At 37.9% G+C, this 26,119-nt stretch carries 23 protein-coding genes; 17 read left to right on the forward strand and 6 right to left on the reverse strand.

Going from position 1 to position 26,119, the window contains the following annotated elements; translation table 11 throughout:
- Positions 1-31 precede the first annotated feature (31 nt).
- The 5 genes from AC4IFE_RS16430 (at position 32) to AC4IFE_RS16450 (ending at position 6,797) form a co-directional block, all read left to right on the forward strand.
- The gene (locus AC4IFE_RS16430) at positions 32-1,879 is read left to right on the forward strand and encodes a glycoside hydrolase family 13 protein (RefSeq protein WP_490758221.1); all 1,848 of its coding nucleotides are present in this window, start codon (positions 32-34) and stop codon (positions 1,877-1,879) included.
- Positions 1,880-1,891: 12 nt separating this feature from the next.
- Positions 1,892-2,416, forward strand: a complete 525-nt coding sequence (locus AC4IFE_RS16435) for a nuclear transport factor 2 family protein (protein ID WP_490758222.1) — start codon at positions 1,892-1,894, stop codon at positions 2,414-2,416.
- Entirely contained in the window at positions 2,416-3,819 is a 1,404-nt protein-coding gene (locus tag AC4IFE_RS16440; RefSeq protein ID WP_490758223.1) for an MFS transporter, read from the forward strand. Before AC4IFE_RS16435 ends, AC4IFE_RS16440 begins: the two co-directional genes overlap by 1 nt.
- A 282-nt stretch (positions 3,820-4,101) precedes the next feature.
- Positions 4,102-5,634 carry a GMC oxidoreductase gene (locus AC4IFE_RS16445; protein ID WP_490758224.1) on the forward strand — a complete coding sequence of 511 codons (1,533 nt, stop codon included), beginning with the start codon at positions 4,102-4,104 and terminating at the stop codon, positions 5,632-5,634.
- Positions 5,631-6,797 (forward strand): MFS transporter, encoded by a 1,167-nt coding sequence (locus AC4IFE_RS16450; protein WP_490758225.1) that lies wholly within the window; start codon positions 5,631-5,633, stop codon positions 6,795-6,797. Before AC4IFE_RS16445 ends, AC4IFE_RS16450 begins: the two co-directional genes overlap by 4 nt.
- A gap of 141 nt (positions 6,798-6,938) precedes the next feature.
- On the opposite strand, the gene AC4IFE_RS16455 is transcribed toward AC4IFE_RS16450, so the two are convergent.
- On the reverse strand, positions 6,939-7,538 hold the full coding sequence (locus tag AC4IFE_RS16455; RefSeq protein WP_490758226.1) for an FMN-dependent NADH-azoreductase: 600 nt from the start codon (positions 7,536-7,538) through the stop codon (positions 6,939-6,941).
- A gap of 93 nt (positions 7,539-7,631) precedes the next feature.
- Here AC4IFE_RS16455 and AC4IFE_RS16460 point away from each other — a divergent pair, with 93 nt between their 5' ends.
- The 8 genes from AC4IFE_RS16460 (at position 7,632) to guaA (ending at position 16,214) form a co-directional block, all read left to right on the forward strand.
- Positions 7,632-8,003, forward strand: coding sequence for a winged helix-turn-helix transcriptional regulator (locus AC4IFE_RS16460; protein ID WP_490758227.1), 372 nt, complete (start codon positions 7,632-7,634; stop codon positions 8,001-8,003).
- A gap of 189 nt (positions 8,004-8,192) precedes the next feature.
- On the forward strand, positions 8,193-8,921 hold the full coding sequence (locus tag AC4IFE_RS16465; RefSeq protein WP_490758228.1) for a pirin family protein: 729 nt from the start codon (positions 8,193-8,195) through the stop codon (positions 8,919-8,921).
- A gap of 51 nt (positions 8,922-8,972) precedes the next feature.
- Complete coding sequence (locus AC4IFE_RS16470) at positions 8,973-9,524, forward strand: NADPH-dependent FMN reductase (RefSeq protein WP_490758229.1); 552 nt, start codon at positions 8,973-8,975, stop codon at positions 9,522-9,524.
- Positions 9,525-9,805: 281 nt separating this feature from the next.
- Positions 9,806-10,798 carry a phosphoribosylformylglycinamidine cyclo-ligase gene (purM, locus tag AC4IFE_RS16475; protein WP_490758230.1) on the forward strand — a complete coding sequence of 331 codons (993 nt, stop codon included), beginning with the start codon at positions 9,806-9,808 and terminating at the stop codon, positions 10,796-10,798.
- A gap of 81 nt (positions 10,799-10,879) precedes the next feature.
- Entirely contained in the window at positions 10,880-11,449 is a 570-nt protein-coding gene (gene purN, locus AC4IFE_RS16480) for a phosphoribosylglycinamide formyltransferase (RefSeq protein WP_490758231.1), read from the forward strand.
- Positions 11,450-11,667: 218 nt separating this feature from the next.
- Positions 11,668-13,185 carry a bifunctional phosphoribosylaminoimidazolecarboxamide formyltransferase/IMP cyclohydrolase gene (purH, locus tag AC4IFE_RS16485; RefSeq protein WP_490758232.1) on the forward strand — a complete coding sequence of 506 codons (1,518 nt, stop codon included), beginning with the start codon at positions 11,668-11,670 and terminating at the stop codon, positions 13,183-13,185.
- An 88-nt stretch (positions 13,186-13,273) separates the two neighbouring features.
- Positions 13,274-14,512, forward strand: coding sequence for a phosphoribosylamine--glycine ligase (gene purD, locus AC4IFE_RS16490; RefSeq protein WP_490758233.1), 1,239 nt, complete (start codon positions 13,274-13,276; stop codon positions 14,510-14,512).
- 172 nt (positions 14,513-14,684) lie between these two features.
- A complete protein-coding gene (gene guaA, locus AC4IFE_RS16495) occupies positions 14,685-16,214 on the forward strand; it encodes a glutamine-hydrolyzing GMP synthase (protein ID WP_490758234.1) in 1,530 nt (509 codons plus the stop codon).
- Positions 16,215-16,448: 234 nt separating this feature from the next.
- On the opposite strand, the gene AC4IFE_RS16500 is transcribed toward guaA, so the two are convergent.
- The gene (locus tag AC4IFE_RS16500) at positions 16,449-16,733 is read right to left on the reverse strand and encodes a hypothetical protein (protein ID WP_490758235.1); all 285 of its coding nucleotides are present in this window, start codon (positions 16,731-16,733) and stop codon (positions 16,449-16,451) included.
- Positions 16,734-17,130: 397 nt separating this feature from the next.
- On the opposite strand from AC4IFE_RS16500, the gene AC4IFE_RS16505 reads away from it, so the two are divergent.
- A complete protein-coding gene (locus AC4IFE_RS16505; RefSeq protein ID WP_490758236.1) occupies positions 17,131-18,639 on the forward strand; it encodes a carbon-nitrogen hydrolase family protein in 1,509 nt (502 codons plus the stop codon).
- A gap of 116 nt (positions 18,640-18,755) precedes the next feature.
- Here the strand turns inward: AC4IFE_RS16505 and AC4IFE_RS16510 are convergent, their stop codons facing one another.
- Entirely contained in the window at positions 18,756-18,920 is a 165-nt protein-coding gene (locus AC4IFE_RS16510) for a hypothetical protein (protein WP_490758237.1), read from the reverse strand.
- Positions 18,921-19,109: 189 nt separating this feature from the next.
- On the opposite strand from AC4IFE_RS16510, the gene AC4IFE_RS16515 reads away from it, so the two are divergent.
- The 3 genes from AC4IFE_RS16515 to AC4IFE_RS16525 all read left to right on the forward strand — a co-directional run bounded on the left by AC4IFE_RS16515 (position 19,110) and on the right by AC4IFE_RS16525 (position 23,193).
- Positions 19,110-19,313, forward strand: a complete 204-nt coding sequence (locus AC4IFE_RS16515; protein WP_167409426.1) for a cold-shock protein — start codon at positions 19,110-19,112, stop codon at positions 19,311-19,313.
- A gap of 502 nt (positions 19,314-19,815) precedes the next feature.
- A complete protein-coding gene (locus AC4IFE_RS16520) occupies positions 19,816-21,465 on the forward strand; it encodes an ABC1 kinase family protein (RefSeq protein ID WP_490758238.1) in 1,650 nt (549 codons plus the stop codon).
- Positions 21,466-21,834: 369 nt separating this feature from the next.
- On the forward strand, positions 21,835-23,193 hold the full coding sequence (locus AC4IFE_RS16525; protein ID WP_490758239.1) for a DEAD/DEAH box helicase: 1,359 nt from the start codon (positions 21,835-21,837) through the stop codon (positions 23,191-23,193).
- A gap of 40 nt (positions 23,194-23,233) precedes the next feature.
- Here the strand turns inward: AC4IFE_RS16525 and AC4IFE_RS16530 are convergent, their stop codons facing one another.
- From AC4IFE_RS16530 to AC4IFE_RS16540, 3 genes are all read right to left on the reverse strand, one after another.
- Complete coding sequence (locus AC4IFE_RS16530) at positions 23,234-23,890, reverse strand: GDSL-type esterase/lipase family protein (protein WP_490758240.1); 657 nt, start codon at positions 23,888-23,890, stop codon at positions 23,234-23,236.
- Positions 23,891-23,957: 67 nt separating this feature from the next.
- Positions 23,958-24,419 carry a lipocalin family protein gene (locus AC4IFE_RS16535; RefSeq protein ID WP_490758241.1) on the reverse strand — a complete coding sequence of 154 codons (462 nt, stop codon included), beginning with the start codon at positions 24,417-24,419 and terminating at the stop codon, positions 23,958-23,960.
- A gap of 170 nt (positions 24,420-24,589) precedes the next feature.
- On the reverse strand, positions 24,590-25,753 hold the full coding sequence (locus AC4IFE_RS16540) for an iron-containing alcohol dehydrogenase (RefSeq protein WP_490758242.1): 1,164 nt from the start codon (positions 25,751-25,753) through the stop codon (positions 24,590-24,592).
- Positions 25,754-26,119 lie beyond the last annotated feature (366 nt).

Genomic DNA, 26,119 nt, shown 5'->3' on the forward strand with positions numbered 1-26,119 from the left:
AGTTGACTCTATTGATCAAATACAATTATAAATGAAAAAAATATACACAATTTTTGCCCTTTCAGCAGCTTCTGTAGCTTTTTCTCAGATTCAGAAAGTAGAACCTGCTTTTTGGTGGAAAGGAATGAAAAATCCTGAACTTCAGATCCTGGTATACGGAAAAGATATTGCGCAAAATGAGATTGAACTTTCCGACGGCATTCAGATAAAAGACATACAAAAAGTTGAAAATCCCAATTATGTTTTTGTTACCGTTAATACCAATGAGATCAATGTTCCGAAGTTTAAAATCAATCTTAAGAAAGGAAAGAAAAACATCAGCTCCTACACTTATGAGCTGAAGCAAAGAGCGCCCGGATCCGCAGACCGTGAATCTTTTACTTCAAAAGATGTGATGTATCTCATCATGCCGGACCGTTTTGCCAACGGAGATGAAAAAAATGACTCAAGACCTGACCTTATTGAAAAGGCAGATCGGAGCTTACCGAACGGCAGGCATGGCGGAGACCTTCGCGGAATCATCAACAACCTTGATTATATCCAAAACCTTGGGGCTACGTCCGTTTGGCTTACACCCGTTAACGAAGACAATGAAAAAGTATATTCATATCACGGATACGCACAAACTGATCTTTATAAAATTGATGGCCGCTACGGGACTAATGAAGAGTACCGCGAACTTTCCCAAAAGCTGAACAAACGAAATATGAAGCTGGTCATGGATTATGTGACCAACCATTGGGGAGTTTCTCACTGGATCATCAAAGATCTGCCTTCAAAAGACTGGATTCATTGGTTTGATGAAGGAAAAAATGGTTTTTACCGGTCCAATTACAAAACAACAACCCAATTTGACACCAATGCCTCAGAAATTGATAAAAAATATGCATTGGATGGCTGGTTTGATACTACCATGCCCGATGTCAATCAAAAAAATCCGTTGGTTTTAAAATATCTTACCCAAAATGCAATCTGGTGGATTGAGTATGCAGAACTGGGCGGGCTGCGTGTAGATACCTATCCGTACAACGATAAAGAAGGTATGGCCAAATGGGCAAAAGCGATTACCGATGAATATCCGAAATTCAATATCGTAGGAGAAACCTGGCTTAATACTGCAGGACAGATTTCCGCATGGCAGAAAAATTCTAAGACAGGAGAGGCGGCAGGCTACAATTCTAATCTGCCTTCCGTTATGGATTTTATGCTGTATGGTGATATGCCGAAAGCTATCAAAGAAAAAGAAAGCTGGGACACCGGAATGGTTAAGCTCTATAATGTTTTTACCAGTGATTTCCTGTATCCTGATATCAATAATCTCCTGGTTTTCTTTGAAAATCATGACACTGAAAGATGGAATGAGATTTTCAATGCTGATCCGAAAGCCTACAAAATGGCATTGACCCTAATTTCTACGGTCAGAGGTATTCCACAGATCTATTATGGCTCAGAAGTAGGCATGAGAGGAGATAAAGCTAAAGGAGGCGATGCTGATATCCGCAGGGATTTTCCTGGGGGTTGGAAATCAGATGTACAGAATGCTTTCAATCCTTCATCACAAACGTCAGAACAGAAAGAATTTTATCAGTTTAGTCAAAAATTATTAAACTGGAGAAAAGGTAAAGAAGTGATTCATACCGGGAAAACTAAAAATTACGTTCCACAGGATGGTGTATTTGTCTATTTCAGATATGATGCTAAAGACAATGTAATGGTGATCATCAACAATAATGAAAAAGATCAGACATTAGACTTAAAACGTTTTGCAGAATCATTAAACGGTGTGGTAAAAGGTAAAGATGTTATTTCAGGAAAGGAATTTTCTATGGAAAAGAGTCTTACTGTACCTGCAAAAACTTCAATGATCATTGAACTTTAAAATTAATAGATAATGAAAAAAATAACAATGATTTGCACGATGGTATTGTTCATACTTGGTTTTACAGGAATGAATGCCCAATCCAACAATGCTGAATTTAAAAAAGAAAAAACAGAGATAGGAACTATGCTTGACGGCTTCAATACCGCTGCTGCAAAGGCTGATTTCAACACTTATTTTAATTATTTTGCCGATGAATCTACATTCATTGGAACCGATGCTACCGAAGTCTGGGATAAAAAAGCCTTTATGGTTTGGGCAAAACCTCATTTTGACAAAAAGAAAACCTGGAATTTTACTTCCCTTAAAAGAAATATCTATTTCAGCAAAGACGGGAAACTGGCCTGGTTCGATGAGCTGTTGGACACGCAAATGAAAATATGCAGAGGCTCAGGCGTTGTAGAAAAAATAAACGGAAGCTGGAAAGTAAAACAATATGTACTTTCTGTAACCGTTCCGAATGATGTAGTTGATAAAGTGGTTGCAGAGAAGGCAGCCATTGAGAATACCTTAATCCAAGAATTAAAAAAACACTAATGAATTCTTCACACAGTACTTTTTCAAAAAAGATAAAGCCAAATCTGTCCATGGCCCAGATCATCAATATGAGTATGGGATTTTTGGGAATCCAGATGGCTTTTGGCTTGCAAAATGGTAACGCAAGCAGAATTCTTGCCAATTTCGGGGCAGATGTTCACGAATTATCCTGGTTCTGGTTGGTTGCGCCCATCACAGGACTGATTGTTCAGCCGATTATCGGGCATATGGGAGATAATACCTGGAGTCCGCTTGGCAGAAGAAAGCCTTATTTTTTAATTGGGGCGGTTTTATGCGCAATTGGTTTGGTCATGCTTCCCAATGCTGCTTCTGCTACACAAATGATGGCTGCCAATGTTTTACTGATAGCAGTAATTTTTCTGGCCATGATGGACGCTTCAATCAATGTGGCAATGGAACCTTTCCGTGCATTGGTGGGAGATATGCTTCCGAAGCACCAGGCAACCATTGGATTTTCTGTTCAGACGATCTTAATTGGAATCGGGGCCGTTATAGGTTCTGATTTGCCGAACTGGCTGACAAAATTAGGAGTGTCAAATGTCGCGCCCAAAGGTTTTGTGGCAGACAATGTAATTTACTCGTTTTACATCGGAGCAGCAGTTTTAATTTTATCAATTTTATATACCATTATTACAACCAAGGAATATTCTCCGGAAGAGTTCGCATCATTTGAAGGCGGTAAACCCATTGTGAAAAATGAATCTAAATTCTCAGATATTTTTAAAGATTTCAGGAATGCACCCTCTCAGATGAAAAAGCTGGGAATTGTTCAGTTCTTCTCATGGTTTGCATTATTTACCATGTGGGTTTTCACAACCAGTGCTCTGGCAACCCATCATTTCGGACTTTCTCCTGACGATACCCATTCAGTGGAATTTAATAAAGCCGGAGATCTCACGGGAAGTTTATTCGGAAGCTACAATTTCTATGCGATTTTCTTTGCATTTGCCCTGACTCCGATTGCTAAATTTATTGGTAAAAAGCAAACCCACGCTTTAGCTTTGGCTTGTGGAGGACTGGGCCTTATTTCTATGTATTTCATTAAAGATATCCATAGCCTTTGGATTTCAATGATAGGATTAGGATTTGCCTGGGCAAGCATCCTGGCAATGCCTTATGCCATGCTGATTGATTCTATCCCGCAAAAGAAAATGGGGGTTTATATGGGCATTTTCAATTTCTTCATTGTAATCCCGCAAATCATCAATGGTATTTTCGGAGGCCCCATTGTAAGCAGCGTCTTTGGAAAACAGGCCATAGATTATATTGTAGTCGGAGGTATCTGCATGCTGATCGGAGCTGTCCTTACAATGATTTTTGTAAAATCAGAAGATGAAACGCCTAAAGAAATAGAAGAGGAAATCCAGCAGGTGCATTTTTAGAAAATAGCTTATATATTTAAATAATTATAAAAATTATAATTAAAATTTAATAGGAGCGGGCTTTAGCCCGCTTTTATAATATAGAAAAGGCTTTAGCCAAAACATACATATTCACTTGCTTTGCAATTACTCAAAATAGAAATAGGTATCTGGACTTTAAAAGTAATAGAAAGCCATCCATAACATGATGCTGTTTTATTTATATAATCAATTGGAATTTAATTTTTTATTAAGCTTCTCCGTATTTTAATTCTTTACCTTAGGTAGATTAAAAATTAGGAAATGTACGATATCATTATCATAGGAAGCGGAGCGGGAGGCGCAACAATGGCGTATCAACTTGCGGATAGCGGAAAAAGGATTCTTATTGTAGAAAGAGGAGATTATGTTCCTGTAGAAAAAGAAAATTGGAATTCCATAGAAGTTTTTGAGAAAAACAGATATACTACCACAGAATTATGGCTGGATAAACATGGAAAACTGTTTCGTCCCGGAATGCATTACAATGTAGGAGGAAATACTAAATTTTACGGAGCAGCTCTGTTCCGTTTACGGGAAGAAGATTTCAAAGAAATACAGCATTATGGTGGAACTTCACCGGCCTGGCCTATCCAATATGAAGATTTAAAAGATTATTATCTTGAAGCTGAAAAGCTCTTTCATGTTCATGGGAAAAGAGGCTCAGACCCTACTGAACCTTTTGATTCAGAACCGTATCCTTATCCGCCTTTAGCCCACGAGCCAAGAATCCAGGAAATTGTTGATCAGTTGGAAGAATATGGTTTACACCCATTTGAATTACCCATTGGAGTAAATTTTGCACCACACAAAACGGCCAATGCTCCCTATATTCTGGATAGATTCGACGGATTTCCTGATGCTGCAGAAAGAAAAAGTGATGCCCATTTCTGCTCATTGGCGAAAGCTTTGGAACACCCCAATGTAGAATTAATGACCAACACGAAAGTGATAAAAATTAATACCGACGATTCAGGAACAAAAGTTTCTGAAATTACGGTAGAACAAAATGGAGAAACTAAAACATTAGCTGCGGATCTGCTGGTACTTTCTGCCGGAGCTATCAATTCTGCAGCTTTGCTGTTAGAAAGCAAAAGTGAAAAATTCCCGAACGGACTTGCCAATACTTCAGATCAGGTCGGAAGAAATTATATGTTTCATCAGAATACTGCTTTAGTGGCTTTATATACGGAACCCAATCCTACCAGGTTCGGAAAAACATTTGGGATTAATGATTTTTACCACGCGAACAGGGGCTATGAGTTTCCTTTGGGACACATTCAGATGCTGGGAAAGTCGGATGAACATCAGATCAAAGCCGATAGCCCTGTGGCAGCACCAGGCTTTACCTTTGAATTAATGGCGAAGCACGCAGTTGACTTCTGGCTTACATCAGAAGATCTGCCCGATCCGGAAAATAGGGTGACCGTAGAAAACGGACAGATTAAAATCAGCTATAACTCCAACAATGAGAAAGGGCATCAGTTTCTTAAATCCGAACTGATAAAGGCATTAAAGGATTCAGGAAAGTTTGAGAGTTTTTTGTTCAAAGGAATTTATTTTAGCAAAGGAATGGATATCGCTTCACCAGCACATCAAAACGGAACGACTAAAATGGGACTGGATCCTAAAACATCTGTGGTAGATGTCAATTGTAAAGCACATGATCTGGAAAACTTATATATTGTAGATGGTGGATTTTTTGTGTCCAGTGGCGCAGTAAATCCGGCCCTTACCATTATTGCTATGGCATTGAGAGTAGGAGATCATCTTAAAAATCATGTTTTAAAATCATGAATTCCAAAGCAGCCAAAATTATCATCATATTTTTATTAGCTTTTATAACGGGAGTTAATTTTGTTGTGTTTCCGGCATTAGGAACAGCTTTTACAGATACTTCACTCTTTGGCCTGTCTTCCTTACAGTTTGGAAATTTATTTATCCCTCAGGTGATCTGTATTATTATCTCATGTCTGGGAGCTCCGTTTTTAGTTAATAAATGGGGTCCGAAGATTGTTTTAGCAACAGGATTATTCCTAATGATCGCATCAACAGGGGCTTTATGGAGTCTTCAGTTTTTCATGAATGATACCTCCTTATTGTTTATGGTGTTAATGACACTGGTTGCATTTACGGGTGCCGGTTTTGGCCTTTCCATTACCACTTTGAATCCTCTGGCGGCTAGCTTATTTGAAAATAATAAATCTTCAGCCATCTTGATTCTTCAGTTTTTAGTAGGGCTGGGAACCTCCACCGCTCCGCTGATGATGAATCTGATAGGAAATGTAAACAATTGGATGTATGTTCCGGGATGTATATTTATTGTTGTAAGCATGGCAGTTGTAGCCTTTTTATTATTAAAATTAGAAAAAGGAACATTCTTTGAGCTTCCCACGCATTTTAAAATTCCTTCAAAATTGTGGCTGTTTTTTATAACCATCGTGTTGTATGGTTTTATAGAAGGAACCTTTGGCAGTTTTGGGGCTATCATTCTTAAAAATCAGGGACTTGATAATAATAAAGCCAGTCTGGGATTATCCCTGTTTTGGGGCGGAATTTCTTTAAACCGTTTACTCTTCGGGATTTTTTCAAAAAAGAATGACCTGTCTTATCTATTCCTTTTTTCACCCTTAGTGGTAGCGGGATTACTTTTATTCCTTTTGATCTGTCCCAATATCAATAGTATTGTATTAATGATGTTTTTAATCGGATTTTTTATGGGAAGTATATTTCCCGGATCTATTGGCTGGGGAACCGTAGAATTTCCTACGTTGTCAGTTTTGGTTTCCGGATTCTTAATGGCAGCTAATCAAATTGGAACAGGAATTATTACCAATGTTTTAGGGAGTTTCTCAAATCAAACTAGCACTATCTTTCAGTTTCTAATCGTTTGTATGGTCCTCATTTGTATTTTACTTTTTTTTCTAAAGAAGAATTCTAAAATAAAAGAAGCTTTTTAAAATTACTCACATCAATAAAGAGTTTATTCAAAACTTAATGATCTTAAATAAAGAAAACGTAATCCTTGTCACGGTTTAAACCGTGACAAGGATATTTCCTGGAGACTTTGCCTCGGAATTCACCACTGACAATTCAATAGTTTACGCCAAAGCCGTTTCAATTTCGGCAACTGTCTTTGAAAAATTCTCCTCTTTTAATTGAGGAACCATCATTCCCTGAGATTTAAAAACCTCCACATCTGTAATCCCGATGAAACCAAATAAAGTTTTTAAATAATGCTCCATATTCTCAATAAGTCCGTTTTCATAAACTCCGCCCACGGCAAAATTTAAATAAAGTTTTTTGTTTTGTAAAAGCCCTTTTGGGGTTCCGTCAGCATAAGAAAATGTTTTTCCGGCTACCGCAATATTATCAATCCATGATTTTAAAGTAGAAGGAAAAGTGAAATTATAAAAAGGAACACCAATAACGATAATATCAGCTTCCTCAATTTCCTTCAATGCTTCGTCAGAATATTTTGAGGCTTCCTTCTGTTCATCATTCTTTTCTTCGTCAGGAACTCTGGAAGCACTAAAATGATGAATGTCCAAATGCGGAATCGGGTTTAAAGCCAGATCACGAACTCTCACCTTGCTGTCAGGATTTTTATCAAGCAATTGATTGATAACAATTTGTGAAAGCCTGTTACTTACAGAATTCTCTCCACTGATGCTGGTTTGAATATTTAAAATATTTGCCATTTTGTATATATTTTTTTTAGTTTTTATTAATGACAAAATTATTGTAATTTTACTTTCCAAAGTATAGCAGTTACCTAAAGGAAAGTGAAAAAAATGGAAAAGCAACATAATCATAAAGACTGCATGCAGGCATTAAAGCCTGTACGCGATACCCTGGACGTTATTAACGGCAAATGGAAATTACAGATCATCATCTCTTTAAATGCAGGAAACAAGCGGTTTACAGAAATTGAAAGAAGCATTCCCAAACTGACCTCAAAAGTCTTGGCCAAAGAGTTAAAAGAACTTGAACAAAATGGTTTAGTGGAAAGAATAGTTAAGGATACTTATCCCGTAAGTATAGAATACCGTCCTACAGCATACACCAATACCTTACACCCGGTTGTAGAGTCTTTAAAAGATTGGGGAGAAAATCACCGTAAACATATTTTTGGCCCCTCCGTAGAAGCAGTGAAAGACTTGTAATGCCTCAAACTTAAACTCCTAACTGAACTATGCTTTTGAAAAAAGAAGCTTTTGTCATATATTCTCACGTGTTTTACAGATAGCGCGGATGTACAATTTGAGGCTGCTTAATCATCTAAATCCTTTCTTAACCTACATCAACATTTTCAGAGACACTATCCCCTACATTTGTACTATAAATAATCACGTATGAAAACAGTATATCATAAAGCAGATTCAAGAGGCCACGCAGATCACGGCTGGCTAAACAGCTACCATACATTCAGCTTTGCCAACTATCAAAACAAAGACAGAATGAATTTTGGTGTTTTAAGAGTATTAAACGACGATACCGTTTCGCAGGGAATGGGATTTGGAACACACCCGCACAGAGATATGGAAATTATTTCTATTCCTCTGGAAGGGGATCTGGAGCATAAAGATTCAATGGGAACCACCGCCGTTATCAAAAAAGGAGAGATCCAGGTAATGAGTGCCGGAACAGGTGTAATGCACAGCGAATACAACAAAAATAAAGATGAAGCTGTAAAGTTCCTGCAGATCTGGGTTTTTCCCAGAGAGTTGAATGTTGAGCCGAGATATGACCAGAAGAGCATTAAAGAAGGCGAAAAGATCAACGGTTTCCAGCAGATTTTATCACCTAACAAAAATGATGACGGAGTTTGGATCCATCAGGATGCATGGTTTAATTTGGCTAACTTTAAAGCTGGAAACGGTAAAAATTATATGCTTAATAAAAAAGGAAACGGAGTCTATGCCTTTGTTTTAAAAGGAAGCGCCAAAGTAGGAGACAGAATTTTGAATGAAAGAGATGGATTGGGAATCTGGGACACTCAGAGCTTTAATATTGAAGCAGTGGACGATGCTGAGATTTTATTAATGGAAGTGCCAATGGAGATGCCGGCTTATTTAAAATAAGAATTATAAGACCTTCACAAAATTAGAACACAGTAAAAAAATAAACAATAAATGAAAGTTTTAGCAATAGCAGGAAGCAATTCAGAGGCTTCAATGAACAGACAATTAGTAGCGTATGCTTCATCGCTTTTTGAAAATGCAGAAGTAGAAGTAGTGGATCTTAATCCTTTCGAAATGCCAATTTATAAGCATGAAAGAGAATTGGCGGGAGGTGTCCCTCAGCAGGCACATGATTTTGCATCAAAAATTGATGGTGCCAATCTCTTATTGGTATCATTGCCTGAGCACAACGGAACATATTCTACAGCATTCAAAAATGTGTTCGACTGGGTGTCCAGAATCAAGGACAGAACCGTATGGAACGAAATACCTATGCTGCTGATGTCTACCTCTCCGGGAGGCAGGGGCGGAGCCGGAGTTTTAGAAGCTGCATCCAAGCGTTTCCCTTTCCACGGTGGAAATATTGTAGAAACTTTTTCACTCCCTTTCTTTAATGATAACTTTGATAAAGCGGCTCATAAGATTTCTAATGAAGAGAAAGACAGTGAGTTAAAAGAAAAAATCAAGAAGATTGCAGCCATTGAAACCATCCTTGAAAAATAGAATTTGAATATTAATTTAAAATTACTATTTTTGCAAAAAGAAATAAGATGAAAATTCAGACCACTTTTAAAGAATGTTTCTCAGAGAAAGGGAAAACTGTGGGCTCTGAAATTCTGAGATAAAATAACGGCCGATAATCTACCAAGATTGTCGGCTTTTTTATTTTCTAAAATCTGAATAAAAAGTAATTGAAATATAAAAGATAAAAAGACATCAGATGTCAGATCGTAGACATACAATAATCTGGAATCTGGAATCTAATATCTAAAAATCTAAGTAACATGAGCAACACTTACAAATCAGCAGGCGTAGACAAAGAAGAAGGGTACAAAACGGTTGACAAGATCAAAAAAGCGGTAGGCGAAACCCACAACTCAAACGTATTGAATCATTTGGGAAGCTTTGGAGCTTTCTATGAGATCGGAGGATATAAAAATCCAGTGCTGGTTTCAGGAACAGACGGAGTAGGAACCAAGCTGAAAGTAGCTTTGGATACCAAACAATATGATTCTATCGGTATCGACTGTTTCGCTATGTGTGCCAACGATATCCTTTGCCACGGTGCAAAACCTCTATTCTTCTTAGATTATCTTGCTTGCGGTAAGCTTGATTCAGAAATTGCTGCTGAAATCGTTCTTGGAATGGTAAAGGCATGTAAGGACAACAACTGTGCACTGATTGGTGGTGAAACTGCTGAAATGCCGGGAATGTACCAGCCGGGAGATTATGATGTTGCCGGATTCTGTGTAGGAATTGTAGAAAAAGATCAGATCATTGATGGTTCTACCATCAAAGCAGGAAACAAGATCATTGCTCTTCCAAGCTCAGGATTCCACTCCAACGGATTTTCATTGGTAAGAAAAGTATTCCCGAACTTCGAAGAAGAATTTGAAGGAAAACCTTTATACGAGACCCTTTTAGTACCTACAAGATTATATTATAAAGACATCCACAAAGTATTGGAAGAAGTAAAAGTTTCCGGTATCGCCCACATTACAGGAGGAGGTCTTTATGAAAATGTTCCAAGGATTATTCCTGAAGGATTATGTGCTTCTGTCGATGCTGCCAAAATCAAAATTCCTAGTGTGATGCTTGAACTGGAAAAAAGAGGCGGAGTATCCCGTGAAGAAATGTTCGGAACCTTCAATATGGGAGTGGGAATGATCATCGTTGCTGATGCTGACCATGCTGAAAAAATATTACACCTTCTGGATGATGCTTACGAAATCGGAGAGATCACGGAAGGTAACGAGAAAATTGATTTGGCGATCTGATGATTTGATGATTCGACGATTTAGCCGACAGGCCAACTATCATCAAATTAACACATCATCACATCATCATATTATTATCACATGAAAAATATCGTTATACTCGTTTCAGGTTCCGGAACCAATCTGCAGAGAATCATAGATACTATTGAGAGCGGAGAGATCCGGGATGCAAAAATATCTCTGGTAGTGGCAGACAGGGAATGTTACGGACTGGAAAGAGCTAAAAATCATCATATAGAAAACGTGCTGATCCCAAGAGGAAAGAACTTCAGCAGTGAATTGGGAAATGTGATTCCGAAAGATACAGATCTGATTGTATTGGCGGGATTCCTATCCATTCTGAAACCTGAGTTCTGTGAAAACTGGACTGGAAAGATCATCAATATCCACCCGGCACTGCTTCCGAAATTCGGAGGAAAAGGAATGTGGGGACATCATGTTCACCATGCGGTTATTGAAGCTAAAGAAAAAGAAAGCGGCGCAACCGTACATTTTGTAACTCCGGGAATTGACGAAGGAGAAGCGATTCTGCAGAAATCATTTGAAGTAACTGCAGACGATACCCCGGAAACCATAGCAGAGAAAGTACATCATATTGAATATGAGATATTTCCGAAAGCCATCAACATAGTCCTGGGAAACAATTCGTAGGATCACACTTCCCTCCCTTGGAGAGGTGTCAAAAATTCTTTGAATTTTTGACGGGGTGGTTAATACCATCTATTATCCAGGATAAAAAAACACTTTAGATTTTGAAAAAAATATTTCGAAAAATTAAAAAAAAATCTAAGTAAATAAAAGTAAGACCGGGGGTGAAAGACCGGGCTACAGTTTGAAATAGCTGTAAAAAGTAAAAAATTGAAAGTAAAATGAGTAAAAAGAGAGTTTTAATCAGTGTTTCTGACAAAAGCGGATTGATCGAGTTCGCCCAGTTCTTGGAAGCCCGGAATTATGAGTTGATTTCTACAGGAGGAACGTTCAAACATTTGAAAGACGCTGGTTTAAGTCCGATTCAGATCGATGAGGTAACCAATTTCCCGGAAATGCTGGACGGCAGAGTGAAAACCCTTCACCCTAAAGTACACGGAGGTCTTTTAGCAGTTCGTTCCAATGAAGAGCACATGAAAACCGTTCAGGAACACGGGATTGACCTGATCGATATGGTGATCGTAAATCTGTATCCTTTCTTTGAAAATGTAAACAAAGACATTTCTTTACATGAAAAAGTAGAGTTTATCGACATCGGAGGTCCTTCAATGCTTCGTTCTGCCGCTAAAAACTTTGATTCTGTTACCGTAATTACCGATGTGGAAGATTATGCAACGGTAAGGCTGGAAATGGAACAGAACGGTGATACCTACATCGAAACACGTAAAAAGCTTGCAGGAAAAGTATTCAACCTTACTTCAGCTTACGACGGGGCTATTTCAAGAATGCTTTTGGATGAAGAATATCCTACTTATCTTAATGCTTCTTACAAAAAAGCATCTGATTTAAGATATGGTGAAAACCCACACCAAACTGCTGCTTACTACGTTTCTACCTTTGAGAACGGAGCGATGAAAGATTTCGAACAGCTTGGCGGTAAAGAACTTTCTTTCAATAACCTGCGCGATATGGACCTTTGCTGGAAAGTAGTCACAGAGTTCAAAGAAGAAATGGCATGCTGCGCGGTGAAGCACTCTACACCTTGTGGAGTAGCGATCGGCACTTCAGCTTTAGAAACTTACCAAAAAACTTTCGAATGCGACCCGGTTTCTATTTTTGGCGGAATTGTTGCAATGAACTACAAGATTGATGCGGCAACAGCTGAAGAGCTGAACAAAACATTCCTTGAGATCGTTATGGCTCCGGAATTTGATGAAGCGGCTCTTGAAGTTTTAAGAAAAAAGAAAAACCTTAGAATTATAAAAATCGTTAACCCTGTTTCAGACAAGCAGACTTGGGTGAAGATCGACGGTGGAATTCTTGTTCAGGATAATGACAACCATTTCTCCGACGATATCAAAGTGGTCACTGAGGTACAGCCTTCAGAAGAGCAGAAAAAAGCCCTTCTTTTCTCTCAGAGAGTTGTGAAGTATGTAAAATCAAATGCGATTGTTGTTTCCAATGGTATCCAGGCCTTCGGAATTGGCGGCGGACAGGTCAACAGAATCTGGGCTACTGAACAGGCCATCGAAAGAGCCAAAGAGAAATTTTCAGGAGATCTTGTTTTGGCTTCTGACGCATTTTTCCCTTTCCGTGACGTGGTAGATTTCTGCGCTAAAGAAGGAATTAAGGCCATCATTCAGCCAGGTGGAAGTGTAAAAGATCAGGACAGTATTGAAGCTGCCAATGAGCACGGTATTCCAATGATGTTTACCGGAGTTAGACACTTTTTACATTAATTAAAATAGAATTAAAAAATAATTGGGGATTGTATTTATAGCATTCAAAATTATATATTTGTAAAATAGACTAGATAATAAATAAAGTATGAGAATATTAATCATAGGTGAAGGCGGTAGAGAATCTGCTTTAGCAGCAAAGCTTCAGAATGACCCGAGAATTTCTAAAATGTTTTTTGCTAACGGTAATGCTACCACCGATGTAATAGGGAAAAATGTTCATTTATCAGAGATCAAAGAACTGAGAGATTTCGCTATCAAAGAAAAGATAGATCTTACGATTGTAGGTCCTGAAGCTCCGCTTGTAGCAGGCCTGAAGGATGAATTCAAAAAGCACGATCTTAAAGTTTTTGGTCCCAATCAAAAAGTAGCAAGCCTGGAAGGAAGTAAGGCTTTCTCTAAGAAATTTATGCAGACCTATGATATCAAGACAGCAAAAGCTGTGGTATTTGATTCATACAATGATGCTAAAGAATATGTACAGACACAGCAGTATCCATTAGTGATCAAGGCTAGTGGTCTGGCTGGCGGAAAAGGAGTTGTGATTTGCGATAACCTTGAAGAAGCTGAAGCTACGATCCACGATTTCATGATCAGAAGAATCTATGGAGATGCCGGCATCCGTCTGGTTATTGAAGAATATTTAGAAGGTTTTGAAGCTTCAATCATTGCATTCTCAAACGGTGAAAAGATTTTCCCTTGTATTGCTGCAAAAGATTACAAAAAAGCCGGGAACGGTGACACTGGACCCAATACAGGAGGTATGGGATCTGTAGCGCCAAGCCCTGATTTTACTCAGGAGCACTATGCTGATTTTGAAAAAAATATCTTACAGACGACCATTAACGGTCTTAAAGGAGAGGGATTCAGCTTTAAAGGAATCATTTTCTTCGGACTGATGGTTACTAAGAACGGAACTTACCTTCTTGAATACAACATGAGATTCGGGGATCCTGAAACTCAGGTACTGATGGCCCTAATGGAAAACAATCTTCTTGATGTGATCCAGGACTGTATGGAAGGGAAAGATATCCAGCTTAAGTTTAAAGACGAAAAAGCAGTATGCCTTGTGATGTGTTCCGGAGGTTACCCTAGAAACATCGAAACAGGATACGAAATTGTAGGAGAAGACAAACTGAAACATTCCAAACTTCTGTATGCAGGTGCAGTAAGAAAAGCTGACAAAGTGGTTTCCAATGGTGGACGAGTTCTGAACATTGTCGCTACCGGAGCTACTTATGACGACGCCCGCAAAAAAGTATACGAAGATGCAAGTCATATCCATTTCGATTACGGCTTCTACAGAGAAGACATCGGAAAGTTTTAAAATAAATCACGAAAAAAGATTTGGAACATCTCCAAGTCTTTTTTTGTAAAACAGTTGAGAGAGCAGTACGCTGAAAGCTATAGGCAATAAGCGAGACAAAACAAAGCCTACTGCTTATAGCCTATAGCTTAAAGCTTTTATCATTTATCAATCATCAATTATCATTTATAAAATGAACAACGGTATTATCATATTAGATTTCGGATCACAGTACAACCAGCTTATCGGAAGAAGAATCCGTGAGATGGGTGTATATTCTGAAATCCTTCCTTTCAATACACCTTTACAGGATATTTTAGCAAAACAGCCAAAAGGAATTATCCTTTCCGGAGGACCAAGCTCTGTGAATGCAGAAAATGCCCACCTGGTAGAAAAAGAACTCTATGAGCAAGGAATTCCTGTTTTGGGAATTTGTTACGGGATGCAGCTTACGGCTCACCTTTTAGGCGGAAAAGTAAACAAAGGTGAAAAAGGAGAGTACGGAAAAGCTCATTTAGATATCATTAAAGAAAATGCTTTGTTAAAAGGAGTTACTCAGAATTCTATTGTATGGATGAGTCACTTTGACGAAGTGGGAGAATTGCCTGCCGGTTTTGAATTAAATGCCAAATCAGGAGTTATGGCTTCTATTTCCAACGAAGACAGAAAAATCTACTGCGTTCAGTTCCATCCGGAAGTTTCTCACACAGAAGAAGGCGGAAAGATGCTTGAAAACTTTGTTTTCGGGATCTGTAATGCTGAGAAAAACTGGAAGTTGACAAACTATATCGAAAAAACAGTTGAAGAAATCCGTGAGAAAGTGGGAGACAGCAGAGTGATTCTTGGACTTTCAGGAGGTGTGGACTCTTCTGTAGCAGCAGTTTTAATTCATAAAGCGATCGGTGATCAGTTGACATGTATCTTCGTGGATACAGGTTTATTGAGAAAAGATGAAGGCCAGAAAGTAATGGACAACTATGGAGAACATTTCCATATGAACATTAAAATGGTGGATGCCAAAGAAAGATTCCTTTCAAAGCTGGCAGGAGTAGATGATCCGGAACAGAAAAGAAAGATCATCGGAAACGAATTTATTCATGTTTTTGATGAAGAATCCCATAAAATTGAAGGCGCTAAATTCTTAGCTCAGGGAACGATCTATCCTGACGTGATTGAAAGTCAGTCTGTGAACGGTCCATCTGCAGTGATCAAGTCTCACCACAACGTGGGAGGGCTTCCTGAAGATATGGAATTCGAATTACTGGAGCCGTTAAGAGAGCTTTTCAAAGATGAGGTAAGAAAAGTGGGTGAGGAGTTAGGTATTCCGCATCATTTGGTACACAGGCACCCTTTCCCGGGTCCTGGATTAGGGATCAGAGTATTGGGAGCTGTAGACGCTGAAAAAGTGAAAATCCTTCAGGAAGCTGATGATATTTTCATTGAAGAATTATACAAAAATGATCTTTACGAAAAAGTGTCTCAGGCTTTCGTAGTCCTTCTTCCAGTGAAATCAGTAGGAGTAATGGGAGATGAAAGAACCTATGAATACACAGCTGTAGTCCGTTCTGCCAACACCATCGATTTTATGACGGCAACGTGGAGCAGGCTTCCTTATGAGTTCCTGGATACGGTATCCAGCAGAATCATCAACGAAGTAAGAGGAATCAACAGAGTGGCTTACGATATTTCAAGCAAACCGCCTGCAACGATTGAGTGGGAGTAATTTTCACTGTGATTTTGTAATATAGATCCTGCTCATTATGGGCAGGATTTTATTTTTTCCAAAACATATTTTAAATAATTAAATGACTCCGCAGCTTCCCATTTTTCTTCCTCTAAAAATTGCTCGATGGAATCAACTAAATTTTGCTTATCCACCCAATTTGAAAGATTTCGGATATCAATATTCATGAAGTTGAAGGAGTAGAGTTCTTCCGTTTCATCAGATGTCAATAAATTAATAAATAGATAATTTTTCAGGAAGATCTATTGTATTCCCACCAATATCACAGATTCTGTTTTCAGGCCTTGTTTTGAATATTACTTTCTCTAAAAAAGTTGAAGCTTTACTGCCTAAAAAATGTCCTTCCAGACAGGAACGATGTATACCTGCATCGCTGAAAATATACAAAGGATCCTTTGTATTGGATATAAGTGCCGAAAACAAAACGACATTCTGGTGATCATACAAAATCGTATGGCAGAGAGGGCATTCAGATTGATTGTGTATGATAATAGCCATTGCTTTATAGTTCTACTGACTCTTTAATAAGGGATATTTAGTTTAAAATTGTTATATAGAAAATACTATAAATACAGTACTTATTGAGATTAATAAAAAATATATTCCTTTAAATATCTTGTTCTCACCAACAATAAAATAACTTATCAATATTGATAATCCTGAAAACCAATAAAGAAAATTTTTCCCGTCACGGCTATTTAGATTTGAACTGAATAATAGATTTAAATTATGAGAAACATTATTGGATGAGGCTGAATTTAAAAAAGATAAGGCAAAAATTATTAGAATTGTTATAGAATGAATCAGACAGTATATTTTCATTTTTATGGATGTGTTTTGGTAATAAATTTCTCTGCTGATTATTTTTCCTTAAATTTAAGTAAAATTACGTCAAATGCAAATAGAAACAAGAGCCCTGACCCTTCAGGATTATGATGAACTGGTAATAACAATGAAACGCGCGTATCCGCAGATGTCTGAATCTATTTGGTCTAAAAAGAGCATCGAAAAGCTCACCAGAATATTCCCTAAAGGTCAGATCTGCATTACCGTAGACGGTAAACTGGCTGCCGTAGCACTCTCCATTATTGTGAACTATGACGAATTCGGAGACGATCATACCTATGTAGATATTACCGGAAATTACACCTTCAATACCCATCTTTCCACAGGAAATGTACTCTATGGAATTGAGGTCTTTGTTGATCCTGAATTCCGTGAGCTGCGTCTGGGAAGAAGATTGTATGACGCCAGAAAAGAACTATGTGAACTGCTCAATTTAAAGTCTATCATTCTGGGTGGAAGAATCCCGAACTATCATAAATACAGCGACGAGCTTTCCCCAAGAGAATACATCCGCAGAGTGAGAGACAAGGAGATTTACGATCCGGTACTGTCTTTCCAGCTTTCCAATAACTTTCTTCCCATAAAGATCCTTAAAAAGTATCTTCCCGAAGATGAATCCTCACTGGAAAATGCTGTTTTGCTTCAATGGAACAATATCTATTACAGCAAAAAGCCCAATACCATGCAGGACAGCATCATCCGTTTAGGACTTGTACAGTGGCAGATGAGGCATTTTAAAAATATTGATGCTTTTTATGAGCAGGTAGAGTTTTTTGTCAATGTGATGGGTGATTATAAATCCGATTTTGTCCTTTTCCCGGAACTGTTCAATACCCCGTTGCTGGCGCCGTTCAACAAGCTTTCAGAAAGAGACAGTATGATAGAACTGGCTAAATTAAGTGAAGATATCAAGAATAAAATTTCTGAGCTGGCCATCAGTTACAACGTCAATATTATTTCCGGAAGTATGCCTGTTTTTGATCATGATCATAACGATCTGTACAACGTGAGCTATCTGCTACACCGTGACGGCCGGATCGATGAATACCGGAAGATCCACATCACGCCGAATGAAAGAAAATATTACGGAATGAAAGGAGGAAACGAGATCAGGGTTTTCGATACCGACTGCGGAAAAATTGGCCTTGTCATCTGTTATGATGTGGAATTTCCCGAACTGCCGAGAATTTTGGCAGATCAGGGCATGAAAATCCTTTTCGTACCTTATCTTACCGACACCCAGAATGCCTATATAAGAGTACGTCACTGTGCAGCGGCAAGAGCTATTGAAAATGAATGTTACGTTGCTATTGCAGGTTGCGTAGGAAACCTTCCGGGAGTTAATAATATGGATATCCAATTTGGGCAGGCTGCCGTATTTACCCCTTCAGATTTTGCCTTCCCATCCAATGCCATAAAAGGGGAAGCAACTCCCAATACGGAAATGACCCTTATTGTAGATGTAGACCTGAATCTGCTTAAGGATCTTCACCATAATGGCTCCGTTCAGGTGATGAATGACCGCAGAAAAGACCTGTATGAAACCTATCTTAAATAAAAGTTATAGTTTTTAATAAAAATATCCTGTTCAATCTGAACAGGATATTTTATTAGCATAATTTAAACAAAAGAGCCTTCGAAATCGGTTCTATATGCTTAAAATAGATTCTTTTTTTACAGATACTGAGGACATACCACGGCAGGGCAGATCAGTCTTGGACATCTTGGTCTTCCGTCAGTAGGACAGCATTCATTTGAACAGTTTCCGATAATAATACCGCTTCCGCTGATTCCTTTTAATTGCTCTCTTGAAAGTTTGTTGTTACGTAAATTTTTCATTTTTTAATATTTTATAGGTTAGTTTGATAGGTATAAAGATAAAAAAATCCATTAAATAATACCATGAGTGTAAATTTTTTTTGCTTTTAACATGGTCAGGGATTTGAAAAAATCAGTTAAGAATATATATTTTTTTTGAGGATATTCTTAAAATTTACTATCTTCACTGATCAATTTAAATAAAATATAATGACAGGAACAGTAAAATGGTTTAACGAAACAAAAGGTTTTGGTTTTATTACACCAGACGGGGGCGGAAACGATATTTTTTGCCATCATTCAGCCATTCAGTCTTCAGGCCTTAGATCTTTAAAAGAAGGACAGGCAGTAGAATTTGAGATTAAAGAAGGTAAAAAAGGACCTGAAGCAGACAATGTTAAAGTAGTAGGATAATCACTTATTAAGATATTGTTTAAAATAAAGCTGCCATTCCAGGCGGCTTTTTTTATGGAATCAATTGCAGGAAAGCAGTTTCTTTTCAGTTTTAATTTCAATGATTGAAAGGCAATTGAACCTTATGATATACCATTCAAATTAAAGGTCATTATACATTATTTTACACTAATCCATTTTTCTATAAAGAAGCAGAGTAGAAACTTATGTTACAGTTTATCATTTAAATATAAATCTCAATATTCCTTTTTTATGGACCACAGATTCACTGATTTACACAGATGTTTATGCTATTACTTTATCTGAATATTAAAATTATGCGCAATCATCTGTGTAAATCAGTGAAATCAGTGCTTAAAAAATCCTACAGCCTTCTGGAATGAATGTATTATAATACCCACCTCTTTTTACTGGAAAGTCTATAATCCCGAGTTTAAGTTTGTATATTAAATAGCAATAGGAACAATTTTTGGAGTAATTTGCACCAACTATTTAGAAATATATGTTTGACAAGCAGCAACGAAAACTGAAAAGATCAGCCAGGCTCATTTCCGTACTCAGTAAGTACGGCTTTAAGGATATGCTGGCAAGGATGAATACAGGAAATAAGCAGGAACCGGTTTCTGTTGATCCCGATGAGGTCATTTCTAAAGGGACGGTATATGAGAGGATCAGGCTGGTGCTGGAAGAGCTTGGACCCACATTTGTAAAGCTTGGCCAGACATTCAGCAACAGGGAAGACCTGCTTCCGCCTGAACTCATCCAGGAGCTGCAGAGGCTTCAGGACAAGGTGGATACGGTAGATATGGATGTAGAGGAAATTCTGGAAAATGAATTCAATATATCTGTTAAAGATCATTTTCAGGAAATTCAGAAAGAACCTTTGGCCACAGCATCTATTGCACAGGTATATAAAGCTGTTTTGACAGATGGAAGTCCTGTGATCCTCAAACTCAAAAAAGCTGATGTACAGACCGTTATTGAAGATGATCTGCTCCTCATAAAAGACCTGGAAAAACTGATTTCCGCTTATTCTGAGATTGGAGAAAAGCTCAATCTGAAACAGGCGATTTCCACTTTTGAGAAATCTTTGCTGGAAGAAGTTTCCCTGATCAATGAAAAAGAAAATATTCTGCATTTTGCCCGGAATTTTAAAAATAATAAGGAAACGTACGTTCCGAAGATCTATGAAGAATATTCCAACAACAATATTCTATGCATGGAGTTTATTGACGGGATTAAGGTGACTGACAAAGCTTCTCTTTTGGCCCACAATATTGATCCTGTAAAAGTATCCGAAGTAGGCTTGAGACTGTTTGTTTCGCAGATCCTGGATTATGGATTTTTCCATGCTGATCCGCATGCCGGTAATATATTGGTGAAAAAGGACGGGAAAATTGTTTTTATAGATTTTGGCGCGGTAGGAAAAATCCAGCCGAATGATAAGGAAATTCTTGAAAGCCTGATCGTAAGTTTTGTCGCTAAAAACCCACATAAAATTGTCCGCTATCTCAAAAAAATGGCAGTCAGTTACGAGATTCCTGATGAAAGAAGATTTGAAAATGATGTGGAGGATATTCTGAATTTTGTTCACAGCTCATCGCTGCAGGATATCAATGTTCAGGTGATCATCAATAAAATGAAGGATATTCTGAAGGATAACAGGCTTTATATGCCGGACTACTTTTATCTTTTGTTTAAAGGAATCAGTCTGATAGAAGGAGTGGGGAGAACAATCAATCCGGATCTGGATATTGTAAAAAGCCTACATCCTTATACAAGAAAGATCCTGACGAAAAAGATTAAGCCAAAGAATCTTTTAAAAACGGGAATGGACCGCATGATGAATTTTACAGATAATGTAGATGAGATTCCCAAAGAGCTAAGATCTGTACTTCAAAAGCTGGATGATAATAAATTCACCGTATCCAGTGAAATTAAAAATATTGAAAAGACCAACCAGCTGATTAAATCCAGCATCACCAATTTAATTTTAGCCATGGTTCTGGGGGCCAATATAATTGCCACAGCCATTGTTTTTGTTTCAGAATCCGGTCCGCGGATCGGCGAAATGTCTTTAATTGCCGTTTTAGGCTTTGTATTTTCTGTTATATTGGTGTTGGTACTTTTACTGAGGGTGACCCGGAAATAAGGGAGAAGCCAGAAATTAGAAATTAGAAATTAGATGTTAGATGTTAGAAGTTAGTTTTTGGAATAAAAAAAAATAGCTTCAAAATATGACTTATAAGATGCAAGTTTTAGCTTCACATGATAGAGTTGGAGAATAAATGAGTTATGGATTGCGGATTAATAATAATGGGTTATTTATATTTCACGTTATTCAAAAATCTGAAATCTGAAATCTGAAATCTGAAATCTGATGTCTGCTATCTTGATTCTTGATTCTTGATTCTTGGCTCTTGGCTCTTGGTTCTTGACTCTTTGCTATTGACTCTTACAACTTAAAATTCACCATTGACATTAAGCATAACCTCTAAATTTAAATACCTATCTTTGCACCATGGAAAAACTCACTTTTGCGGATTTTGACCTGCCGGTTAAAATTCTTGATGTTTTAGCGGATCTGGAACTATTCGAACCTACACCTATTCAGGAAAAGAGCATTGGCCCTATACTTTCCGGAAGAGATGTGATGGGGATCGCACAGACCGGAACCGGGAAAACATTGGCCTATCTTCTGCCCGTTCTTAAAACATGGAAATATAACAAAACAGGAAATCCTACTGTTTTGATTCTTGTTCCTACAAGAGAATTGGTGGTACAGGTAGCTGAAATTGTTGAGAAACTGACAGAAAATATTACCGCCAGGGTAATCGGAATATACGGAGGAAAAAATATCAATACACAGAAACTGTTATTCAATGACGGGTGTGATATTTTGGTAGGAACTCCGGGAAGGGTAATGGACCTTGCTATTGACAATGCAATTTCATTGAGAGAAGTTCAGAAACTGATTATCGATGAGTTTGATGAGATGCTGAACTTAGGGTTCAGACCCCAGCTTACCCATATTTTCGAAATGATGAAGCCGAAAAGGCAGAATATCCTTTTCTCGGCTACCATGACAGATGCTGTAGATGAAATGCTGGAGCAGTATTTTGCCAGCCCGATAGAAATTTCATTGGCAAAATCAGGAACGCCTCTTGAAAAAATTGACCAGACCGGATACAAGGTAGAAAACTTTAATACAAAGATCAATCTTCTTGAGCATTTATTGAAGAACAATGAAGATATGTCCAAAGTGTTGATTTTCACTAATAATAAGAAAAATTCTGACCTTCTGTTTGCGAAAATTGATGAGCTTTTCCCTGAGCAGTTTGATGTGATTCACTCAAACAAATCCCAGAACTACAGGCTTAAAGCGATGAAAAGGTTTGAAAATGAAGAGATCAGAGGGCTGATTACTACCGATGTAATGGCCAGAGGTCTTGATATTTCAGATATTACCCATGTTATCAACTTTGAGACTCCGGAAATTCCTGAGCAGTATATCCACAGGATAGGAAGAACGGGTAGGGCAGATAAAGACGGTAAGGCAGTTACTTTTGTGACTAAAAAAGAGGAAGCTTATATTCTTGATATTGAGCTGTTAATGGATAGAGATCTTAAGTTCACCGATTTCCCTGCAGAGGTGAAAATAAATCCTAAGAAGATCGCTTCCGAAGAAGATGTGATCATTATGAAAAATCCTGCACAGGTAAAACTTTACGATGGAGGGGGAGCATTTCACGAGAAAAAAGATAAAAACAAGAAAGAAAACTGGGGTGGACCCTCAAAAAGAAAAGCACCGAAGAAATTTGGAGCTAACAGAGCCCAGCAGAAATCGATATCTGCATCGAAATCTAAGAAAAAGAAATAAAAAAAATCCCGCTAAGGGATTTTTTTGTTTATATAAGATATTATTTCATATAAGGTTTCATCACCTTTGCCCAGATTTCATAGCCTTCCGGGGTTATGTGAAGCATATCTTCCACGAAAAGATCCCTTCTTACCTTTCCGTTGGAATCTTCCATAGCCTTGGTAATATCGATGAATTCTGCATGAGGTTCTTTTTTCATGAAAGCGGCAATCTTTTTATTCGTTTCTTTCATTTGTGGCCACAGCATTTCGCGGCTCGGCGAATATTTTATGGAAATATAGTCCACTTCAATATCCGGAAATCTTTCACGAATCTTTTTATAGAATGTTTTAAACCTTTTTACCACTACTTTAGCTTTCAGATCATGATTGTCTGCAAAATCATTGTCACCGCAGTAGATAATGATCTGTTTAGGCTGATAAGGACTTAAAAGGTCATCGGCAAAATCATTCAGGTCCGTCATTCTTGAACCTCCAAAGCCCCTGTTTATAATTGTTTTATCAGGAAAATAGCTGGCAACATCGGTCCATTTTGTAAAAGAGGAACTTCCTATCAGAAGGATGGCATCTTTTGGCGGAGGATTTTCCTGGTCCGCTTTTTTGAAATTCTGAATGTCCTGCCAGAACATGGGCTTTTTTTCCTGTGAAAAGGACAAGGCGAAATACAGCAACAGAAATGCTGAAAGAATCTTCTTCATTATAATCAATTTTTAAAATATCTGATAAATGTAATAAAAAACTCCCGATAAAATCGAGAGTCTGTGTTTATCTTTTATAGGTCACATAGGTGAGATCATCTGTACCGTCACCGTTCTGATCAAAAGCGCCAAACAGACGGGCCAGTTTCAGATCGTGGCTTGTAAGGACTTCCACTCTGTACCATCTCTCAGTGTCATTATCATTTTTAATGCTCATCAGCTTAGACTCTTCTGTATACGTAAACTTTCCTTCAGTTTTTCCGCTCATCTGGCATTCAAGCCCGATTGCAGAGTAATACGTATAGCTGGTATAATAATCACTTCTGAAGTGCAGAATATCTTTAGCTTGACAGTCAGACGGAGTTTCTGTCTCAAGTACTGTTTTATTGTCTTTTCCGGAAATAATTTCTATTTTGCTTACCTTCCAGTCTCCGCTCATCATTTCTAGTTCATAGGCTTCAATATTGTCATCTTTACATGAAGTTAGTGCCAAAGCTGAAAAGGCAAATAAAAGTAGCTGTTTTTTCATTTTCACAAATTTAAGAATATGCTAAAATATAAATAAATTTGAAATATCTATAATGAAATCATGCTTTTTTAAACAAATGTTTATAAATAAAAGAATTTTATAGAAGTTGGGATGCGAGATACGGGTTTCGTGTTACAAATTTGAATCCCGGAAACCCGTATTCCGCAACTCTAATAGCTCATCTCCACAATCTTATAAGCATCCTGAGGCGTCAGTTTTTTGTACTCACCAAGACCGGACCAGTTTCTGTCTGTAAAAGCTTTTTCCACCCTTTCAGCAGTACCTTTGTAGTCTTCCGTATATTCAGAAAGTTTCGTTTTGATATTCAGGCTGTGGAAAAATTCTTCCATTTTTTTGATCCCAAGCTCTGCTTTCTCTTCTAAAGTTCCGTCTTTAACTCCCCAAACTCTTTCAGCATACTGCGCCAGCTTTCCCTTTTTCGTTTCAAAATTATAACGGTAATGGGAAGGGGCAATAACGGCCAGAGTTCTTGCATGGTCGATCCCGAAATAAGCAGTCAGTTCATGTCCCATAGCATGTACAGCCCAGTCCGTGATCACTCCTTTCTGGATAAGCCCGTTCAGAGCCATCGTACAGCACCACATAAAATTTCCGGCAGCATCATAATCAAAATCATCAGCCAAAACTTTTGGAGCCGTTTCCTGCAGACTGATTAGAATACTCTCTGCAATTCTTTCCTGCAGATCAGCAGAAGAAGGGGCAGTCATATACTGCTCCAGAACATGTGTATAAGCATCCGTAATTCCGTTCACGATCTGGTTTTTAGGAATTGTTCTGATTACCTCCGGATCCAATACTGAAAACTGAGGGAAAAGACCCGGACCACCTGAAGATAATTTTTCATTGGTTTCTCTTCTGGAAATGACATAGCCCGAATTCATTTCAGAGCCTGTTGCCGGCAATGTAAGAATACTTCCGAAAGGCATTCCTTCTCCTTCAAATGTTCTCACTGAGTTTTTAAGGATTTCCCAAGGCTCACCTGCATAGTTGGCAGCGGCAGAAAGGAATTTAGTTCCGTCGATTACAGATCCACCGCCTACAGCAAGGAGATAGTTGATATTTTTTTCTTTAATAAAGCTTAAAGCGTTAATCAGTACTTCATATTCAGGATTGGCAGGTACTCCTCCGAATTCATACAGATCATGATCTTTCAGAGCTTCCTTTACCTGATCATAAACACCATTGTTTTTGATACTTCCGCCTCCGTAGATCATTAGTATTTTGGCATCTTTTGGAACTTCACGGGAGATTTTAGCGATCTCGCCTTTTCCAAAAAGTATTTTTGTCGGATTTTTAAATTCGAAATTAAGCATTGTTCTAAATTTATTTGATTCAAATTTAAGCAATGCAAGTTGAAAACTGAGTTAATGAAATTTTAAAATTCCTATCATAGTGTTTTATAATAACAATGTAGATTTTATTACGATGCCCTGACAAGATTTTACATACAATGCTTCAAAACTATCTCAAATATTTGATGTTACAGGGTTTTAACGTAAAGATGATGTTTCATCATATATTATTCTAAGAAAGCAAAGCAGGAATCAACTTTGTTGATTCGATGAAGCAGTCTCTTAAAATGCTGCAAAATCTGCCCAATCAGCCTTTACTTTGTATTCAATTAAAAAGAGATAACTTTATTCAAAGAAAAGCAGAGGTGAACTATTCAATCTGCAAAG

The organism is Chryseobacterium sp. UF-81 (assembly GCF_058245105.1).

What these genes read in the sequence shown, in the direction of transcription:
- AC4IFE_RS16535 (WP_490758241.1), bottom strand. Translation starts at nt 24,419, where the DNA reads ATGAAAAAACAGCTACTTTTATTTGCCTTTTCAGCTTTGGCACTAACT.
- purD (WP_490758233.1), top strand. Translation starts at nt 13,274, where the DNA reads ATGAGAATATTAATCATAGGTGAAGGCGGTAGAGAATCTGCTTTAGCA.
- AC4IFE_RS16440 (WP_490758223.1), top strand. Translation starts at nt 2,416, where the DNA reads ATGAATTCTTCACACAGTACTTTTTCAAAAAAGATAAAGCCAAATCTG.
- AC4IFE_RS16500 (WP_490758235.1), bottom strand. Translation starts at nt 16,733, where the DNA reads ATGGCTATTATCATACACAATCAATCTGAATGCCCTCTCTGCCATACG.
- AC4IFE_RS16435 (WP_490758222.1), top strand. Translation starts at nt 1,892, where the DNA reads ATGAAAAAAATAACAATGATTTGCACGATGGTATTGTTCATACTTGGT.
- AC4IFE_RS16460 (WP_490758227.1), top strand. Translation starts at nt 7,632, where the DNA reads ATGGAAAAGCAACATAATCATAAAGACTGCATGCAGGCATTAAAGCCT.
- AC4IFE_RS16510 (WP_490758237.1), bottom strand. Translation starts at nt 18,920, where the DNA reads ATGAAAAATTTACGTAACAACAAACTTTCAAGAGAGCAATTAAAAGGA.
- purM (WP_490758230.1), top strand. Translation starts at nt 9,806, where the DNA reads ATGAGCAACACTTACAAATCAGCAGGCGTAGACAAAGAAGAAGGGTAC.
- AC4IFE_RS16450 (WP_490758225.1), top strand. Translation starts at nt 5,631, where the DNA reads ATGAATTCCAAAGCAGCCAAAATTATCATCATATTTTTATTAGCTTTT.
- AC4IFE_RS16525 (WP_490758239.1), top strand. Translation starts at nt 21,835, where the DNA reads ATGGAAAAACTCACTTTTGCGGATTTTGACCTGCCGGTTAAAATTCTT.
- AC4IFE_RS16445 (WP_490758224.1), top strand. Translation starts at nt 4,102, where the DNA reads ATGTACGATATCATTATCATAGGAAGCGGAGCGGGAGGCGCAACAATG.
- AC4IFE_RS16515 (WP_167409426.1), top strand. Translation starts at nt 19,110, where the DNA reads ATGACAGGAACAGTAAAATGGTTTAACGAAACAAAAGGTTTTGGTTTT.
- AC4IFE_RS16470 (WP_490758229.1), top strand. Translation starts at nt 8,973, where the DNA reads ATGAAAGTTTTAGCAATAGCAGGAAGCAATTCAGAGGCTTCAATGAAC.
- AC4IFE_RS16520 (WP_490758238.1), top strand. Translation starts at nt 19,816, where the DNA reads ATGTTTGACAAGCAGCAACGAAAACTGAAAAGATCAGCCAGGCTCATT.
- purH (WP_490758232.1), top strand. Translation starts at nt 11,668, where the DNA reads ATGAGTAAAAAGAGAGTTTTAATCAGTGTTTCTGACAAAAGCGGATTG.
- AC4IFE_RS16540 (WP_490758242.1), bottom strand. Translation starts at nt 25,753, where the DNA reads ATGCTTAATTTCGAATTTAAAAATCCGACAAAAATACTTTTTGGAAAA.
- AC4IFE_RS16430 (WP_490758221.1), top strand. Translation starts at nt 32, where the DNA reads ATGAAAAAAATATACACAATTTTTGCCCTTTCAGCAGCTTCTGTAGCT.
- AC4IFE_RS16455 (WP_490758226.1), bottom strand. Translation starts at nt 7,538, where the DNA reads ATGGCAAATATTTTAAATATTCAAACCAGCATCAGTGGAGAGAATTCT.
- guaA (WP_490758234.1), top strand. Translation starts at nt 14,685, where the DNA reads ATGAACAACGGTATTATCATATTAGATTTCGGATCACAGTACAACCAG.
- AC4IFE_RS16465 (WP_490758228.1), top strand. Translation starts at nt 8,193, where the DNA reads ATGAAAACAGTATATCATAAAGCAGATTCAAGAGGCCACGCAGATCAC.
- AC4IFE_RS16505 (WP_490758236.1), top strand. Translation starts at nt 17,131, where the DNA reads ATGCAAATAGAAACAAGAGCCCTGACCCTTCAGGATTATGATGAACTG.
- purN (WP_490758231.1), top strand. Translation starts at nt 10,880, where the DNA reads ATGAAAAATATCGTTATACTCGTTTCAGGTTCCGGAACCAATCTGCAG.
- AC4IFE_RS16530 (WP_490758240.1), bottom strand. Translation starts at nt 23,890, where the DNA reads ATGAAGAAGATTCTTTCAGCATTTCTGTTGCTGTATTTCGCCTTGTCC.